The sequence below is a fragment of the Methylomonas sp. TEB genome, from assembly GCF_047777895.1.
GTDB lineage: Bacteria > Pseudomonadota > Gammaproteobacteria > Methylococcales > Methylomonadaceae > Methylomonas.
Genome location: NZ_CP180476.1, coordinates 3,826,887 through 3,843,553 on the forward strand (window position 1 = coordinate 3,826,887; position 16,667 = coordinate 3,843,553).

Sequence of the window (16,667 nt, forward strand, 5' to 3'; positions counted from 1 at the left end):
GGAGGAACCATGATGAAAACCGCGTTTTTAGTCGCCAGCCTCTGGGCGTGCTCCATGTCGGTAGCCGGCGCCGAGCCTTGCCCGGAATTGCTGAATTACAAGATGACCAAGCTTCGTTCCAGCGAGCAAATAGATTTTTGCCAGGCGTTTCAAGGCAAGGTGATCCTGGCCGTCAATACCGCCAGCAACTGCGGCTACACTCCACAATTCAAGGGCCTAGAAGCCTTATATCAAAAATATAAGGATCAGGGTTTGGTGGTAGTTGGCTTTCCGTCCAATGATTTTAATCAGGAATTCAGCGAAGCGGAAAAAACTGCCAACGTCTGTTACATCAATTACGGCGTCACGTTCCCCATGCTGGAAAAAAGTCAGGTGAAAGGCGCGGCAGCGAACGGTTTCTTCCAAAAATTGATTAAAGCCACCGGTCAGGCGCCGGCCTGGAATTTTCACAAATATTTGATTGATCGCAGCGGCAACAGCGTGGCGGCCTTCCCCAGCGCTGTGACGCCGGAACAGCTGGATTCTAAGATCAGCGCCTTGTTATCAGCTAAATAGGGTTGTAAACCTCAGCTCTCGCCGGCGGCATGCCGGCATTTTTTATCAGGACGAGACGGCAATGCGCAGAATTGGACTTTACTGGTTTGGTAATGATTTGCGGGTGCATGACAACGCCAACCTGCAACAAGCCAGCGCGGTCGTCGACCAGTTGCTTTGCGTGTTTTGTCTGGACCCTGCCTGGTTGGCGCCCAACCCATACGGGATGGCTAATTTGTCGGCACAGCGTTGGCGATTTTTGAAAGAAGCCTTACAGGATCTGGATAGAAATCTTCAGCAAGTCGGACAACATCTGCTGGTTTGTTACGAAACACCGCTTGCGGCCATCGGTGGGCTAGTGGCTAAGCATGGCGTATCGGTGATTTATCGCAGCCGCCATGCTGGTTTTCAGGAGCGGCAACAATGGCTGGCGCTGCAAAAACATTTGCCGGGTTTGCGTTTTGTCGAATCCGACACGCAAACCCTGTTCAACCTGCACGAATTGCCTTTTACCCAATTGCCGAAGTCCTTCACGCCGTTCAAGGATAACGTCGAGCGATTGCGGGTCGATCATCCTTTGCTGCCGCCCGATGCGCTCCCCCCCAGCCCTGAACCCAAATCGGATTGGCTATTGAATTTTCCGGTGTATTTGCCGGCCGTTTCAGCACTCGATGCTGAGTTGGCGTTTCATGGCGGCGAGACCGCCGGTAAAAAACAGTTTAAAGCGTATTTTCGCAGCAGCTACCCCAGCCGTTACAAAGACCTGCGCAACGAACTGGACGGTTGGGAAAATTCAACTAAGTTTTCGCCTTGGCTGGCCCATGGCAATCTGTCGGTAAGAAAAATTTATTCCAGTTTACGCCGCTACGAAGCAGAGAATGGCGCCAATGAATCCACTTATTGGCTGTATTTTGAATTACTCTGGCGGGAGTATTTTCAATGGTACGCCCACCAATACGGCAAGCATCTGTTTGCGTTTCGAGGCATCAAACAACGCAAACCTTTAACCTGCTTTTATCCGGAACGCTTTCAAAAATGGTGTAACGGTTACACACCCTATCCATTAGTAAATGCCTGCATGAAACAACTGAACGCCACCGGCTATATGTCCAATCGCGGCCGGCAAATCGTCGCCAGTTGTTTGGTCAATGAATTGGCGGTGGATTGGCGTTTCGGTGCTGCTTATTTCGAACAGCAGTTGCTGGATTATGATGTGGCCAGCAATTGGGGGAATTGGCAATACCTGGCCGGGGTAGGTGCCGACCCGCGCGGCCAGCGGCATTTTGACCTGGAAAAACAAACCCGCCTTTATGATCCGAACGGCCAGTTTATCCGTAAGTGGCAGGCTGAAATCCGCAATTTGCAATTGGATTCGGTCGATGCGGCGGATTGGCCCGTGGACCCGGCGGCTGCGAAATTGGCATCAACATTGTCGGCTTAGGCTAACGATCCAACGCCTCCGTTTGCTGAAGACGCTAACGGCTTACGCCAAAACTTTTCGCGCAGGATTTGCACCCCAAATAAAATTCCGCCCCATCGTCTTGGGTGACGGAAATATTACCGCTAGCTCGGATCGTCCATTTACTGGGGCGTCCGTGAAAATTAGCGGTTCCTTGCACGTAACAAGGTAGATAGGGATAGCTTTCCAGATATTCCGCCGAAGTTATCGGTCTGGCTTTGCGCAAAACGCTTTTGGCTTGCGGTGTGGAAAGTTTAAAGTCCTCGCAGAACGCCCCTGGCTGATCGGAACCCGCCATCGCCACCCGCACCTGCGTAAACCCATCAATCGCAAAGGCATTTAACGGGAACATGACCGCGTAAAACCAAAAAGCGGTGTGCACTATGTTTGCCAAAACCGAGCGCATCACATTTACCACTTTACCCATCCGCCAGCGTTTTATATCCCCCATCAGACCGCCGCTTACCTAGCGTTGATGCAACAAGCGAAACAACCAAAATCCGGCAAACATCGCCACAACAAACGCATAATTCCCCAACACGCCGGCACTCAATCCCAATAAAGCCGGCCCCGGGCAGAAACCGGACAAGCCCCAGCCGACGCCGAATATCGCCGCACCGCTCAACAGTTTGGCATCGACGCCGGCCGGCACGATAGCCGAAGGCTCTTGCTCGCGGTCCGCCGCGTCGTTATTACGATGCATCAAATAACGCGCCAGCCCCAACGTCGATAAGGCGCTAGCCATCACCAAGGCCAGACTGGGGTCCCACGCCCCCGCTACATCCAGAAAAGCCAAGACTTTGGCCGGATTGCTCATGCCGGCGACAATCAAGCCGAGTCCAAACAACAGGCCATAAGCGAACAAATAAACAGTATTTTTCATAGCAAGTTTCCGGTTTAGAGCAAGTGACGAGTAATAAACACCGTAACACCTGCAGTCAGCATGAAAGTCAGCGTCGCGACGATGGATCGCGCGGACAAGCGGGCAATGCCGCAAACGCCGTGCCCACTGGTGCAGCCGCCGCCCAGCCGGGTGCCATAACCGACCAGCAGGCCGGCAATTGCCAGCAAACCAGGCGAGGCAGCCAAATCCAGCGCGATGTCTGCACCGCTTAAGCGATAAAGAGGCCCACTCGCCAGCAGGCCGGCCAGAAACCAGCCGCGCCAGACACTGCTCTCGTTCCAAGGCGGTAGCATGCCTGCGGCGATGCCGGAAATCCCGGCGGTATGCTTATGGGTAAACAACAGCAAAGCGGCAGCCAGCCCAATCATGGCTCCCCCGGCCAGCGCGGATAAAATCGTCAAATCGTTCATGCGTCATTCTTGCCAAAAATGGGCTATTGAAGCAGAAACCGCAATACCAAACCAGATTTACTAGCTTTAACGCCCGATTTAAGTAATCCAGCCCAGCCGCTTTTAGTAATTTGCTTGTTCGCATTAACAACCGGCTCTCGTTATTCACCAAACAATGACGAGCTCAAATAGCGCTCGCCGGAATCCGGCAACACGGCGACGATGACTTTACCTGCGTGTTCCGAACGCTTGGCCAGACGAACAGCAACCGCAAGCGCCGCACCGCTGGAAATACCGGCCATAATCCCTTCCTCCTTGGCGAGGCGTCGTGTATAGGCGATGGCTTCAGCGTCTTCTACCGGCTCGATCAAGTCAATCAACGACAAATCCAAATTCTGCGGCACAAAGCCGGCGCCTATCCCTTGAATGCCATGCGGCGCGGCTTGCAAAGGCAGCCCGGCGCGAGTCTGGCTTAATACGGGGCTGCCAGCCGGCTCGACTGCGACACTGAGTACCGGTCTGCCACAATGCTTTTTCAGGTAGCGCGACACACCGGTAATCGTGCCGCCGGTGCCGACGCCGGCTACGAATATATCGACCTGACCGCCGCTATCGCGCCAAATTTCCGGGCCGGTGGTTTGTTCGTGTATCGCCGGATTGGCCGGGTTTTTAAACTGTTCCAGCAATAGATAATGTTCAGGGTCGGCCGCGGCAATCGCCGCGGCCTGCTCTACCGCCGCGCGCATACCGAGCGCGCCATCGGTCAACCGCAGGTTCGCGCCATACGCCAACAACAACGTGCGGCGCTCCTGGCTCATGTTATCCGGCATCGTCAATGTGATAGGGATGCCACGCGCTGCGGCCACCGCAGCCAACGCAATACCGGAATTACCGCTGGTGGCTTCCAATAAAGTCTTACCCGGCGTTAATAGGCCTTGGCGCTCCGCCGCCCAGACTATCGCCGCACCGACCCGGCATTTCACCGAATAAGACGGATTACGGCCTTCAATTTTCACCAACAAGGTCGCGTTCAATCCTTGGCTAATATGATTGATGAGTACTAAAGGTGTCCGGCCTATCGATTGGGAATTATCTGCGTACCAAGCGGGCATCGAGGGTTTCCTGTAGGATAAGGGGTTTACTTTGCATGAAAAAAATGATCCGGGCTATTGTGACGGATTCTAAAATCATTCGCTGAGCCCCTCCCTGTAATAGAATCGTTATTTGAATTAACTACCAAAAACAGGTATATACTTTTCCAGGGGGAAGGCGTTTTTTATTTTTTGAGGTGGTACAAACATGAATATTTTCACAAATCGATTAAAACAGACCCTGCTTCTGGCCGCGGGATTAAGCGTGGTAACTCCTGTTTCAATGGCTAGCACATGGGCCGGAACGGCAAATTATACGGCCGCACCTGGTGCCACTGGCGACGAAGCGATAGTAGGTCCGTTTGACACTTACGATTTCGGCTCAGGCGTTACCTTGGTGCAATTTACCAGCGCATCCACCTTTACTGCTTATTTCCAAACTATGGTGGATGGACACTTCCTGAACAACGCCGGCATCAACGTTCCGGAGTTGAATATCTCAGGCGCGGGCTCGGGTTTTGAATTGACTGTGGCTGCAACCCTAAATGGCACCTACAGTAATTTCTCCGGTTTCCAGTCCTTCAGCTTCACTGGCGGAGCTGTCAACCTGTATTTTGACACCACACCCGATTACAGCTTTACGGGCGATAGCGGCTTCAATAACGGTGCTGCCATTTTATCCGGCACCGTAACCGGCGGTTCCGGGGTCATATCGCCAGCAGGCATAGGCGCCGAGCAGCTGGATTTAAATTTTTCCGGTATTTTTGGTAGTTACGACTCCAACGTCTACGCCCCAGGCATAACCGGCGGCCATTCAGTTTTTTCGATAAACTTGAACAATTCATCTTTACTGTCGGGAATTAATAGCGTTTTGGGCCAAAACACAAACACTGGGGTACTTGCTGCTGTAGATGGCTCTATCCAATTGACATCCGTACCGGTACCTGCTGCTGCGTGGCTATTTGGCACTGGTCTGATCGGCTTAATGACTGCCGGCAAACGTAAAAATTTCGCTGCTTAAGCTCTAAATCTAAAGCATTTCGACTTCGTCGCCCAAGCCATGATAGCGGCTGGGGCGACGAGGTCATTCTGGACCGGCTTCTAAAGCTGTAATCCCTTCGAAAACAACAAACAAATCCTAAACAAGCCCTCCCATTCGTCTCCGGCAATCTGGCCTTTGATTTGGCAATCCACATGGGCGCTGGCTTGCAAAATACCCTGTAGCTCCTTGCTCTTCAACCTCTGCATGGCCTCATGCACCAACTGCTTGCGCTTGTCCCATATCTGATATTTTTTGTAGAGAACATCCGGGTTACCACCGCGTTTCAATTCAGTCTTGATACTAACCAGGGTTCGGGCTTCGCGGCTGATAGCCCACAACACCACCGGCGCTGCGACGCCTTCCGCTTTGAGCCCGGCAAGAATTTTAACGGATCGATTCACCTTGCCCGACAACAAAGCATCCATCAACTTAAACACGTCGAACCTAGCGCTGTCAGCCACATCGCCCTCAACCATGGCTTTGTTGATACGGTTAGCCCCGTGCAAGATATATAGTTTTTCAAGCTCCTGAGCCGCGGCCAGCAAGTTGCCTTCGACTCGCACGGCCAGGCTTTTCAACGCCTCCGCGTCAAGATGCATGCCCTTCCGCTCCGCGCGGCGCTGCAACCAGTGCAACAACTCCGGCCCTTGTAAAGGCCAGACCTGCACGATGGTCGCAATTTTATCCAAGGCCTGAAACCATTGCGACTTCTGCGCCGCGCTATCCAGTTTGCCGGCGGTGATCAGCAAAACGGTATCTTCGGGCGGACGCTGACAATACGCGCTTAGGGCTTTGCCGCCTTCTAACCCAGGCTTGCCGGAAGGCAAGCGCAAATCGATGAGTTTTTTGTCGGAAAAGATAGAAAGGGATTCGGCTTCGAGCGTCAATTGCGGCCACTCGTTACCGGTATCGATGGCAATCACTTCGCGGGTGAGATAACCTGCAGTACGAGCCGCGCGCCGAATGTCGTCCGCCGCTTCGCCAAGCTGTAGAGGCTCGTCACCGCTCACCAGATAAACCGGTGCCAGCTCTTTCTGCAAGGCAGCGGTCAACTGGTCAAGCTTTAAACGCATACTTATTTTTTCTGCGTATCGACGGCTATCCTGGCTCTGGCCAATATCATCCGCGCCACTTGTTTATAGATTTCGTTGCGAATCAATTGTTCTTCGTTGCCTTTCGCCAGTACCGCCGTTTGGTCGTTGAAAAACTCCCGGGAAATTTCGATCACTTGCTCGTCCATCAGCGCATTTTCCTTGCTATCGAAAAATTGAAAGCGCAGATAATATTCCAGCTCGGACTCACTGGATTTACCGGTTGAACCGATGGTCAGTACCCGGTTACGCATGTCTTCCCTAAGCACCTTGACCACCACGCCGGCATCATTGGGAGAACCCACTATTTTACCTTTCGAGGCTTTCATGATGGATTGCAGTTCGCCTTGTAAAGGCACTGACGCACCAAACACATACATGTTTTTCAGCACTTCCGGCATCTCTATCGAACCGCGCAGATGGTATCCGCAGCCAAGCAGCAGCGCCAAAGTCCCAAACAAAACCATTCGGCTCAAGTGATTCATCATCTGCTTCTCGAAAACCCAGCGCTTAAACAACGATATTCACCAGTTTCTGCGGTACGACAATCAGCTTTTTCACCGGCTTACCTTCCAGATAACGCTGCACATTGTCGTCGGCCAAGGCCAAGGCTTCGACCTGCTCCTTGGAGGCCGTCGCCGCAACGGACAATTTACCGCGCAGTTTACCGTTCACTTGTACGACCATCTCGATGGCATCCTGTTGCAAGGCGGATTCGTCGATCAGTGGCCAAGCGGCAAGCACGATGTCATCGTTATGCCCCAACTGATTCCACAATGCTTGAGCCGCATGCGGAATAATCGGAGCCAGCATCAAGACGATAGCCTCCAACACTTCCTGACGGGTTGCCCTGCCATTATCGCTATTGTCTTCAAATTTATTCAGCGCGTTGACCAGCTCCATGTTGGCCGCAATCGCGGTATTAAAGGTATGGCGACGGGCCATATCGTCGGTGACTTTTTGCAACGCCTGATGCAACTGGCGGCGCAACACTTTTTGATCATCGCTCAAGGCCGCCTTGTCCAGCGCTTGCTGAGGCAATTCGGCTTCGACATGCAAATAGACTTGCCGCCACAAACGTTTCAGGAAGCGGAAAGCGCCTTCCACACCAGCGTCATTCCATTCCAGCGACTGGTCGGGCGGCGAAGTAAACATCGTGTACAAGCGCACCGTATCCGCACCGTATTTATCAATCAAGACCTGCGGATCAACACCATTGTTTTTCGACTTCGACATCTTCTCCACGGCGCCGACGGTGACCGGCGAACCATCTTCCAGCAATTTGGCGCCAATGATTTTGCCTTTGGCATCGCGTTCGACATCGATTTGGGTCAGATTGAAATAGCGTTTGTGGCCGTGATCGTCAATTTGATAGAAGGTTTCGGCGATCACCATGCCTTGCGTCAACAAGTTCTTGAACGGCTCGTCGCACACCACCAAACCTTCATCGCGCAACAATTTGGTGAAAAAACGCGCATACAGCAAATGCAAAATCGCATGTTCGATACCGCCAATGTAATGATCAACCGGCAGCCAATAATTGGCGCGCTGGTCCAGCATCGCGGTGTCGCAATCCTGGCTGGCGTAACGGGCGAAATACCAGGATGATTCCATGAAGGTGTCGAAGGTATCAGTCTCGCGCCGCGCCGGTTTGCCGCATTTTGGACAAGTGGTATGCGGGAAGCTTGGATGTGCAGCCAGCGGCGATTGCGAGCCGTCCAGCACCACATCGCGCGGCAAGGTCACCGGCAATTGATCGTCGGGCACCGGCACCGTGCCGCAGTCGTCGCAGTAAATCACCGGAATCGGCGCGCCCCAGTAACGCTGGCGTGATACGCCCCAGTCGCGCAATCTAAAGTTGGTTTTGCGTTCGCCCTTGCCAATGCTGGCTAGTTTGGTAGCGATGGCATCGAAGGCTTGTTTGAAAGTCAAACCGTCAAATTCGCCGGAGTTCTTTAACACACCTTTATCGGTAAAGGCTTTTTCGTTGATACTGTCGTCGGCACCATCCGCAGCGGCGATGACTTCCTTGATGGCAATGCCATAACGCTTAGCGAATTCATAATCGCGCTGATCGTGAGCCGGCACCGACATGACCGCGCCAGTACCATAGCTCATCAACACAAAGTTGGCGATCCATACCGGCACGGATTCGCCGGTTAACGGATGGATGGCGTGGTAATCGGAAGCGATACCGCGCTTTTCCATGGTTTCCATCGCCGCTTCAGAGGTTTCCATCAACTTGCAGGATTCGATGAACGTAGCAATGTCGGCGTTATTTTCAGCCGCTTTCAAAGCCAACGGATGTTCGGCGGCGACCGCAACGTAGGTCACGCCCATCACGGTATCGGGACGGGTGGTGTAGATACGAATCGGCGACTCGAAATCATCGACAACAAAATCCATCTCCACGCCTTCGGAACGGCCTATCCAATTGGCCTGCATGGTTCTGACCTGTTCCGGCCAACCGGGCAGTTTGTCCAGCGAGGTCAGCAGCTCGTCGGCATAAGCGGTGATTTTTAAAAACCACTGGGAAATTTCTTTTTTCTCGACCTGGGTATCGCAGCGCCAGCAACAACCATCAATGACTTGTTCGTTGGCCAGCACGGTTTGGTCGTGCGGACACCAATTGACCGGCGCGGTCTTTTTATAAACCAGACCTTTTTCCAGCAAGCGGATGAAAAACCATTGTTCCCAACGGTAATAGCTCGGATCACAGGTCGCCAGTTCGCGGCTCCAGTCGTAACCAAAACCCAGCCGTTTCAACTGGTCACGCATGTAATCGATATTCGAATAGGTCCAGTCGGCGGGATGTACCTTATTTTGCATCGCCGCGTTTTCGGCCGGCAGACCGAAGGCATCCCACCCCATCGGTTGCAACACATGTTTGCCCTGCATTCTTTGAAAACGGCTGATCACGTCGCCTATCGTGTAGTTGCGGACGTGGCCCATGTGCAGCTTGCCGCTGGGATAAGGAAACATCGACAGGCAATAGTATTTTTCTTTACCGGTGTCTTCAGAAGCGGTAAACACCCCGGATTTTTCCCAGTCGGCCTGTACTTTTTGCTCTATTTCCGACGGCTTGTAATGCTCTTCCATCCTATTCGTCTTTTGCTGTAAAAAGGCGCTAGAATACCTTAGAGACGCTTAAAGCTAAAGCGTGAAAATTAAAACAACACAAGGAGCAGCCATGGGCGAAAACAAACTGATCAAAGCATATGACGATCTGATGGGCCATCTTTACGAGGCCCTGGACGACACCTTGCACTCTGTTGCCGACGCATTGGAAATAGCCAAGGAAAAAACCAGCGCGCTGGGCGGCCACACGCAAGAAGAAATCAATAAAATCGCCGATTACGTGATGCGCGACGTCGAACACATCGCCACGGCGTCGTCGCAACAAGACGAAAACAATTCGCTGTCGGAATGGTTGAAGTTTGACATCGATTTGATCGAAAACTTTGCCCTGGATGCCTTCCTAGACATCGCCGACAAAACCAAGGTCAAGCTGGCCGCGCTGGAGATGGAAGCCAAACTGTATCACCCATACAAGAGCGGCGAAGTGGCCGGCCCCGGCACCTTCGTCTGCGACGCCTGCGGCAAACAAATCGCCTTCAAATCCACCAGTGTTATACCGGCATGTCCGGAATGCAAAGGCGGCAGTTTCTCGCGCGTTTGATATTGCAGGCTTTAACCTTATAATGCGGGCTTTTATTTTCTAGCAATCGAGGGCGATTATGCGCAGGGTGATTTTCAATCAGAAAGGCGGCGTGGGTAAATCTACCATTACCTGTAACCTGGCAGCCATCAGCGCCGTAGAGGGTAAAAAAACCCTGGTGATCGATCTCGATGTGCAAGGCAATTCCACCCAGTATTTGCTGGGCAATAAAGTCGCCGATTCCGACAAGACCATCGCCCATTTTTTCAAAGACAGCCTGGGATTGGGCTTATTCGGCGGCGGGAAGGAAGGCTTGGACGGTCTGATTCATGAAACCCCCTTCCCCAACCTTTTCGTGCTGCCATCCCATAGCGACCTGGAAGGTTTACAAAGCCGGTTGGAATCGCGGCATAAAATCTACAAATTAAAAGAGGCGCTGGAAAAACTGGAAGGCTTCGAGCAAATCTATATCGACACCCCGCCCATCCTGAATTTTTACAGCCTGTCGGCCCTAATCGCCGCCGAGAAATGCCTGATTCCGTTCGACTGCGACACCTTCGCTCGTGAAGCCCTGTACACACTGATGCGTGCCATCGCCGAAGTCAAAGCCGATCATAACGACAGACTGGAAGTGGAAGGCGTCATCGTCAACCAATATCAAAAGCAGGCCAACCTGCCGCGGCAGTTGGTGGAAGACCTGATCGCCGAGGGTTTGCCGGTCCTGGAGACCAAAATCTCCACCTCGGTGAAAGTCCGCGAATCGCACAGCGATGCCCAGCCCTTGATTCACTACGCGCCAACCCACAAATTGACCGAAGAATACCGGGCCTTGCATTTGGAAATCCACAAATAACGGTTTGGCATTTACCCACATTAAAAAGCCGGCAATGCCGGCTTCTTTGTTTTTAAATGACGGCAAACACCGAAGAGGCAGCCGCGCGCAAATGCTTAACCAGCAAGACTAGCCTGAGTTGCCAGCCCACCATGCCGCACATCGATACCGTCCAACATAAAAATGGCGTGCTCGGCAATGTTCCGGCAATGCTCGCCGCAACGCTCCATGGCTTTCATCATTTGCATCACATCCAAGGCTCTGCGAATCATTCGGGCGTCGTGCAATACCAAAGTCAATTGGTGCTTGATACCCTCCTGCAATTCCGACTCGCAATCCCTGTCGCATTCCAACAAGGCGTATGCCTGCTTGGTATCCCGACTTTCGAAAACCACCATCAACTTGTCCAAAATCAGCTTGATTAAACCGCCAATTTTCACGATGTCAGCCAACAGCTTTTGATTAGGGTCACTGGTGTTCGGGTCGAACAACACCGTAATCAGTTTGGCGAACTCGACAATCTCGACACCGATTTTTTCTAGCTCTACGGCGATTTTCGACGTCGATAACACATAGCGCAGATCGTTTGCCACCGGACTATGCCGGGCAATGATGTTCAATACCTCGCCGTCAATCTTGCTTTCAAAGTGCTTGACCTTTTTATGCCTCGATACGACTTTTTGCGCCAATTCGGCATCGCCGTAGTCCAGCGCCTGCATCGCCTGTTCCAGTTGGTAAACCAAAAGGTCTGTCATATCCAGCATCAAACTGTGCATATGCCCTAAATCGGTGTCATACGCATGCAAGGTATGCACATTATTGGGAGTGTCTGTTTGCTTCGTCATCGGCAGTTCTCTTGCTTGTTTGGCCAGGGTCTCGGTAATAAGCAAACCTTAGAACAAGCAGATTACAGGAATGTGACACAACCCGATAGACACGCAAAACCCGGAGCGTTAGCCATTGTTTTTAAACAATATATTTATAGAGCCGACGATCTAAAGTCTGCACAAAACGCCAAAAATAATCCGTTGCCCGCATTACTCGGCAAAGAAGCGACAAGCCTGCTCTGTCATGCTGCTGTCATAAATGCAGACAAAAATAGCCCTCGTCCGATACCAATATTTGGCGTTTGCTTATGAATACCTCTTTCTATCGCACCATCTGGATTTCCGACCTGCACATTGGCTCGACCCAATGCCAGGCCGATGCCCTGCTGGATTTTTTAAAACATAACGACAGCGAAAAACTCTATCTGGTCGGCGACATCATTGACTTTTGGGCCTTGTCCAAAAAAATGTACTGGCCGCGTGATCACAACACCATCATTCAAAAAATCCTGCGTAAAGCCAGACACGGCACGCAAATTATATACGTCCCCGGCAACCACGACGAAAACGTCCGCGATTACGACGATTACGTGTTCGGCGACATCGTCGTCAAAAACTCGGATATTCACACCACGGTAAACGGCAAACGCTTCCTGATCGTCCACGGCGACGAATACGACACCATCGCCAAACATCACCAATGGCTGGCAAAAATCGGCAGCCTGGGTTACGACTGGCTGATCGAAATCAACCGCTTCCTGCGCTTGTTCAGACGCCTATTCGGCAGGCAATCGCATTTCTCCTTGGCGGCGTTTGTGAAATTCAAAGTCAAGAATGTGGTGCAATTTATCTCCGATTACGAAGAAAGCATTGTCCGCACTCTAAAAAACGAAGGCCTGGACGGCGTGATTTGCGGACATATACATCACGCCGAAATCAAGGAAATAGAAGGCTTCTTATACGTCAATACCGGCGATTTCGTGGAAAGCTGCACGGCCATTGTCGAACATCAAGACGGCAGACTGGAATTAATCCGCTGGCTGGCCCAGGAAGCGCCACAATTGACGCAGCAGCACGATGGAGAATTGCCGCATCCTGGCTAACTCCAAACCTTGCCGGAATCGGCCTACTTAGCTTTGTATTACATGTCACAAAAACTTCGCCAAACCGTCACGGTTTCTTAACCCTCCTCCAAGCGTAATCCCGGAAAATGTGAGCGGGCTTGCAGAATTTTGGGAAGTTACCCAATGACGCGCTCGTCGCCTATCCCCTTAGGCCGATGAGCGCGTTTTTCTGCGAGTCAGCTCAGGCTCAAGGCCTGTTTACTGATTTTCAAGCACAGAGACCATCCGACCATGATCGCAAAGCATATCCGCAGCTACCCGCTGCTGGCGGCAGTGAGCGCCCTCAGCTGCTTCGGCAACGCCCAGGCAGCCACGCCGGTGTTTATCAACGAAATTCATTACGACAACGTCGGCACCGATAGCGGCGAGGCCATCGAAATCGCCGGCCCGGCCGGCACCAACCTCAGCGGCTGGTCGTTGGTGCTTTACAACGGCAACGGTGGCGCCAGCTATAACAGCAAAGCCTTAAGCGGCGTGATTGCCGATCAAACCGGCACCGGCTTCGGCACGCTGAGTTTTAGCTATCCGGCAGACGGCGTACAAAACGGTGGGCCAGACGGCATTGCCTTGGTCAACGGCAGCACGGTGGTGCAGTTTTTAAGTTACGAGCCCTCACCTTTTACAGCGGTAGGCGGCCCGGCCAACGGCATGACCAGCTTGGATATTGGCGTAGCGGAAACTAACTCAACTCCCGTCGGCCAATCCTTACAACTGAAAGGCACCGGCAACAGCTACGAAAACTTTACCTGGAACGCCCCAGCCACAAATTCATTTGGCGCGGTCAACAACAGCCAAAACTTCGGCGGCGTCACCCCGCCTCCCCCGGTATCCCAATGCGGCCAAGCGGCAACCCTAATCAGCGCCATCCAAGGCAGCAGCGGCGTCAGTCCGTTGAGCGGCAGCGTGCAACATGTTGAAGCCGTGGTCAGCGCCGACTTCCAAGGCAGCGGTAATTTGAACGGCTTTTTCGTGCAGCAAATCGATGGTGCCGACGCCAATCCGGCTACGTCCGAAGGCTTGTTCGTCGCCTCCAGCTTGCCGGTCAATGTCGGCGATAAAATCCACATCGTCGGCACCGTCACCGAAACCTTCAATATGACCCGCCTGGAAAGCGTCAGCTCAGTGGACATTTGCGCCACCGGTAACGCCTTACCGACAGCGGTTGAAGTAAATTTACCCTTCGACAACGCCGACAATAACGCTGAACGCTGGGAAGGCATGTTGATCCGTCTGCCGCAAACCCTGACGGTCAGCGAAAACTTCAATCTAGGCCGCTTCGGTGAATTTTTACTCTCGTCCGGCGGCCGCTTGATGACGCCTACCCAGGTCGCCATGCCCGGCCAAGCCGCTATCGATGTTGCCGCGCAAAATAGCTTGAATCAGCTCACCGTGGACGATGGCTCCAACGTCCAAAATCCCGATCCGGTGATTTACCCACAGCCGACCGGCTTGAGCGCGGCCACGCCTTTACGTAGCGGCGACTCCGTGGTGGGTGCAACCGGTATATTGGCTTACGACTTTGGCGTCTACCGCCTGCAACCGACTCAGCCATTGACTTTCATCGCCGACAACACGCGCGGCGCGGCGCCGATCTTATCGACATTGGGCTCGTTAAAAGTCGCCAGCTTCAATGTGTTGAATTACTTCAACGGTAACGGTGTCGGCGGCGGCTTCCCAACCGCTCGCGGCGCTAATACCCTGGTCGAATTCAACCGCCAGCGCGACAAAATCATTCCGGCCATCCACGCCTTAAACGCGGATGTAGTGGGCTTGATGGAAATCGAAAACGACGGCTACGGCAGCAGCAGTGCCATCGCCGATCTGGTGAGTGGTTTGAATCAACTGGCCGGCGCCGGCACTTATGCCTACATCAATCCGGGCTTGAGCAAAGTCGGCACCGACGAGATCGCCGTGGGCATCATCTACAAACCGGCTAAAACTACACCGGTCGGCGCGGTGGCAATATTGGATTCTTCGGTAAACCCCTTGTTTATCGACACCAAAAACCGCCCTGCCCTGGCCCAAACTTTCTTGGATAAGGCTTCCAACAAGTTGCTGACCGTGGCAGTCAACCACCTGAAATCCAAAGGTTCGGCTTGCGACGATGTCAATGATCCCGACACCGGCGACGGCCAAGGCAATTGCAACCAAACCCGCACCAATGCTGCGCAAGCCTTGACCACCTGGTTGGCTGGCGATCCTACCCACAACGGAGCCAGTAATGCCCTGATCATCGGCGACCTGAACAGCTACGCTCAGGAAGACCCGATCACTGCCTTGAAAAATGCCGGTTACCAGAACCTGCTTGAAACTTTCGTCGGCAATCAAGCTGCTTACAGTTATGTATTCGATGGCGCCGCCGGTTATCTGGATCATGGCCTAGCGAATGCCGCACTGGCGCCGCAAGTAAAAAGTGCCGCTGAATGGCACATCAACGCCGACGAACCACGCTCCCTGGATTACAACACCGAGTTCAAAACAGCCAATCAAATCAGCAGCTTCTACGCGCCCGATGCCTATCGTTCATCGGATCATGACCCGCTGTTGATCAAGTTGTTCGTACCGGGTGATTTGGATAACGACGGCGATGTCGATGGTAGCGATGCCAATTTGATCAAGGCTCAAATCGGTAAATGCAGCGGCAAAGTGGGTTTTAACCGGGAAGCGGATTATGACGCGACTGGTTGCGTCAGCATGGCTGACTACCGGACTTGGTATGGCTATTTCAATTACTACACGGCGATCAGCAAGCCGTAACGGCCGCGAACATTGCCGATTAATTTTTATTTGTTAAAGAAGGTTTTATGAAAAATATGACATGGCGTCATTGCCTGATACTTGCGTTGGCATTTTGGTCTGGTGTCAACCAAGCGAGCACGCTTAGCACAACTAACGATATTCAAATTTACTCTGGCGGCAATATAGACCTCCAAACGAGTCAAACCCCAGGAAATCTGCAAGCTAAACAACCACCACTTATTACAGGGGGTGACATTCAAATTTTGCCTCGAGGTAGTATTGCAAGCCAAGCGGGACCAACGCCAACAAATTCGGGATCAATTTCATCGTTAACCATTGTCTTGCCCACCGAACCCACATTTTTGGCGCTGCCGCAGACCTCAGGCTTTACCCATATTGGCGATCATTTTGATATTGAAGTGCTGGCGCTCGCGCCTTTTACTGACGCCAGCGCGGACGAACTGGTGTTGGGCTTTGGTTTCAACACGCTATTAGGCGGCACTGGCGCTGCGCAGTTTTTGGGTAGCAGCATTAACCCGTTGTTCACCGACATTTCAACACAGGATGGCGTGAATTTAGCCGCTGCCGGCTTGGCTTTTCCCGGCTTAACTGCAAATGACGTGGGCTCTTTCATTTCTCTGGCGGTTTTGCATTTTCAGGCCGTCGCGGCGGGTAACTTGAATATCGCGATTACCAGCGATTTGCATGATCTCAACCAAGGTTTGATCTTTTTAAATCAAGGGCCGCTGGCGATCAGTGCCAGCGTCGGCCTCAACATCACGGCTGTGCCGGTACCGCCCTCTTTGTTGCTGTTTATGAGTGGCTTGGTGGTGGGTTTTGGGGGAATTCGGAAGCGCGCGGCATAACGGGAGAAAACCACTACCAAAATCAAGAGAAAACAAAACGCAGGGTGAGCAACGGTTCTCTGCAAACCGATTATCGGTATAGGCTTCTGCCAGGTAATGACAAAAACCGTG

Annotated in this window: 16 protein-coding genes; 8 read left to right on the forward strand and 8 right to left on the reverse strand. The window is 52.6% G+C overall.

The genetic code is table 11. The annotated features are described in order from the left end of the window. Positions 1–9: 9 nt before the first annotated feature. Positions 10–555 (forward strand): glutathione peroxidase, encoded by a 546-nt coding sequence (locus ACMXD4_RS17160; RefSeq protein WP_415878884.1) that lies wholly within the window; start codon positions 10–12, stop codon positions 553–555. 61 nt (positions 556–616) lie between these two features. Beyond that, on the forward strand, positions 617–1,975 hold the full coding sequence (locus ACMXD4_RS17165; RefSeq protein ID WP_415878885.1) for a DASH family cryptochrome: 1,359 nt from the start codon (positions 617–619) through the stop codon (positions 1,973–1,975). A 34-nt stretch (positions 1,976–2,009) separates the two neighbouring features. Here ACMXD4_RS17165 and ACMXD4_RS17170 read toward each other — a convergent pair whose 3' ends face one another. The 4 genes from ACMXD4_RS17170 to cysK form a co-directional block, all read right to left on the reverse strand. Next, positions 2,010–2,444, reverse strand: coding sequence for a hypothetical protein (locus ACMXD4_RS17170; RefSeq protein ID WP_415878886.1), 435 nt, complete (start codon positions 2,442–2,444; stop codon positions 2,010–2,012). A gap of 15 nt (positions 2,445–2,459) precedes the next feature. Continuing rightward, positions 2,460–2,876, reverse strand: a complete 417-nt coding sequence (locus ACMXD4_RS17175) for a DUF6691 family protein (RefSeq protein WP_415878887.1) — start codon at positions 2,874–2,876, stop codon at positions 2,460–2,462. A gap of 14 nt (positions 2,877–2,890) precedes the next feature. Continuing rightward, positions 2,891–3,307 (reverse strand): YeeE/YedE family protein, encoded by a 417-nt coding sequence (locus tag ACMXD4_RS17180; protein ID WP_415878888.1) that lies wholly within the window; start codon positions 3,305–3,307, stop codon positions 2,891–2,893. A 140-nt stretch (positions 3,308–3,447) separates the two neighbouring features. Next, positions 3,448–4,398 (reverse strand): cysteine synthase A, encoded by a 951-nt coding sequence (gene cysK / locus ACMXD4_RS17185; protein WP_415878889.1) that lies wholly within the window; start codon positions 4,396–4,398, stop codon positions 3,448–3,450. A gap of 187 nt (positions 4,399–4,585) precedes the next feature. On the opposite strand from cysK, the gene pepA reads away from it, so the two are divergent. Then, entirely contained in the window at positions 4,586–5,398 is an 813-nt protein-coding gene (pepA, locus tag ACMXD4_RS17190) for a flocculation-associated PEP-CTERM protein PepA (RefSeq protein ID WP_415878890.1), read from the forward strand. An 80-nt stretch (positions 5,399–5,478) separates the two neighbouring features. Here pepA and holA read toward each other — a convergent pair whose 3' ends face one another. Genes holA through leuS form a run of 3 tightly spaced genes read right to left on the reverse strand, consistent with a single transcriptional unit; the run spans position 5,479 to position 9,609 of the window. After that, positions 5,479–6,492: a DNA polymerase III subunit delta gene (holA, locus tag ACMXD4_RS17195; protein WP_415878891.1), complete on the reverse strand. Its 1,014-nt coding sequence runs from the start codon at positions 6,490–6,492 to the stop codon at positions 5,479–5,481. Positions 6,493–6,494: 2 nt separating this feature from the next. Continuing rightward, the gene (gene lptE, locus ACMXD4_RS17200) at positions 6,495–6,998 is read right to left on the reverse strand and encodes an LPS assembly lipoprotein LptE (RefSeq protein ID WP_253734380.1); all 504 of its coding nucleotides are present in this window, start codon (positions 6,996–6,998) and stop codon (positions 6,495–6,497) included. A 22-nt stretch (positions 6,999–7,020) separates the two neighbouring features. Beyond that, positions 7,021–9,609 carry a leucine--tRNA ligase gene (leuS, locus tag ACMXD4_RS17205; protein WP_415878892.1) on the reverse strand — a complete coding sequence of 863 codons (2,589 nt, stop codon included), beginning with the start codon at positions 9,607–9,609 and terminating at the stop codon, positions 7,021–7,023. Positions 9,610–9,700: 91 nt separating this feature from the next. On the opposite strand from leuS, the gene ACMXD4_RS17210 reads away from it, so the two are divergent. Together ACMXD4_RS17210 and ACMXD4_RS17215 are read left to right on the forward strand one after the other, a co-directional pair. After that, positions 9,701–10,189 (forward strand): zinc ribbon-containing protein, encoded by a 489-nt coding sequence (locus ACMXD4_RS17210; protein WP_415878893.1) that lies wholly within the window; start codon positions 9,701–9,703, stop codon positions 10,187–10,189. A 58-nt stretch (positions 10,190–10,247) separates the two neighbouring features. Beyond that, positions 10,248–11,021 (forward strand): ParA family protein, encoded by a 774-nt coding sequence (locus ACMXD4_RS17215; RefSeq protein ID WP_033157892.1) that lies wholly within the window; start codon positions 10,248–10,250, stop codon positions 11,019–11,021. 95 nt (positions 11,022–11,116) lie between these two features. On the opposite strand, the gene phoU is transcribed toward ACMXD4_RS17215, so the two are convergent. Beyond that, the gene (gene phoU / locus ACMXD4_RS17220) at positions 11,117–11,845 is read right to left on the reverse strand and encodes a phosphate signaling complex protein PhoU (protein WP_171694553.1); all 729 of its coding nucleotides are present in this window, start codon (positions 11,843–11,845) and stop codon (positions 11,117–11,119) included. A gap of 290 nt (positions 11,846–12,135) precedes the next feature. Between phoU and ACMXD4_RS17225 the strand changes: the two genes are divergently transcribed. The 3 genes from ACMXD4_RS17225 (at position 12,136) to ACMXD4_RS17235 (ending at position 16,556) form a co-directional block, all read left to right on the forward strand. Further along, entirely contained in the window at positions 12,136–12,930 is a 795-nt protein-coding gene (locus tag ACMXD4_RS17225; protein ID WP_033157894.1) for a UDP-2,3-diacylglucosamine diphosphatase, read from the forward strand. Positions 12,931–13,182: 252 nt separating this feature from the next. Next, positions 13,183–15,708 (forward strand): ExeM/NucH family extracellular endonuclease, encoded by a 2,526-nt coding sequence (locus ACMXD4_RS17230; protein ID WP_415878894.1) that lies wholly within the window; start codon positions 13,183–13,185, stop codon positions 15,706–15,708. A 47-nt stretch (positions 15,709–15,755) separates the two neighbouring features. Beyond that, complete coding sequence (locus ACMXD4_RS17235) at positions 15,756–16,556, forward strand: hypothetical protein (protein ID WP_415878895.1); 801 nt, start codon at positions 15,756–15,758, stop codon at positions 16,554–16,556. Positions 16,557–16,667 lie beyond the last annotated feature (111 nt).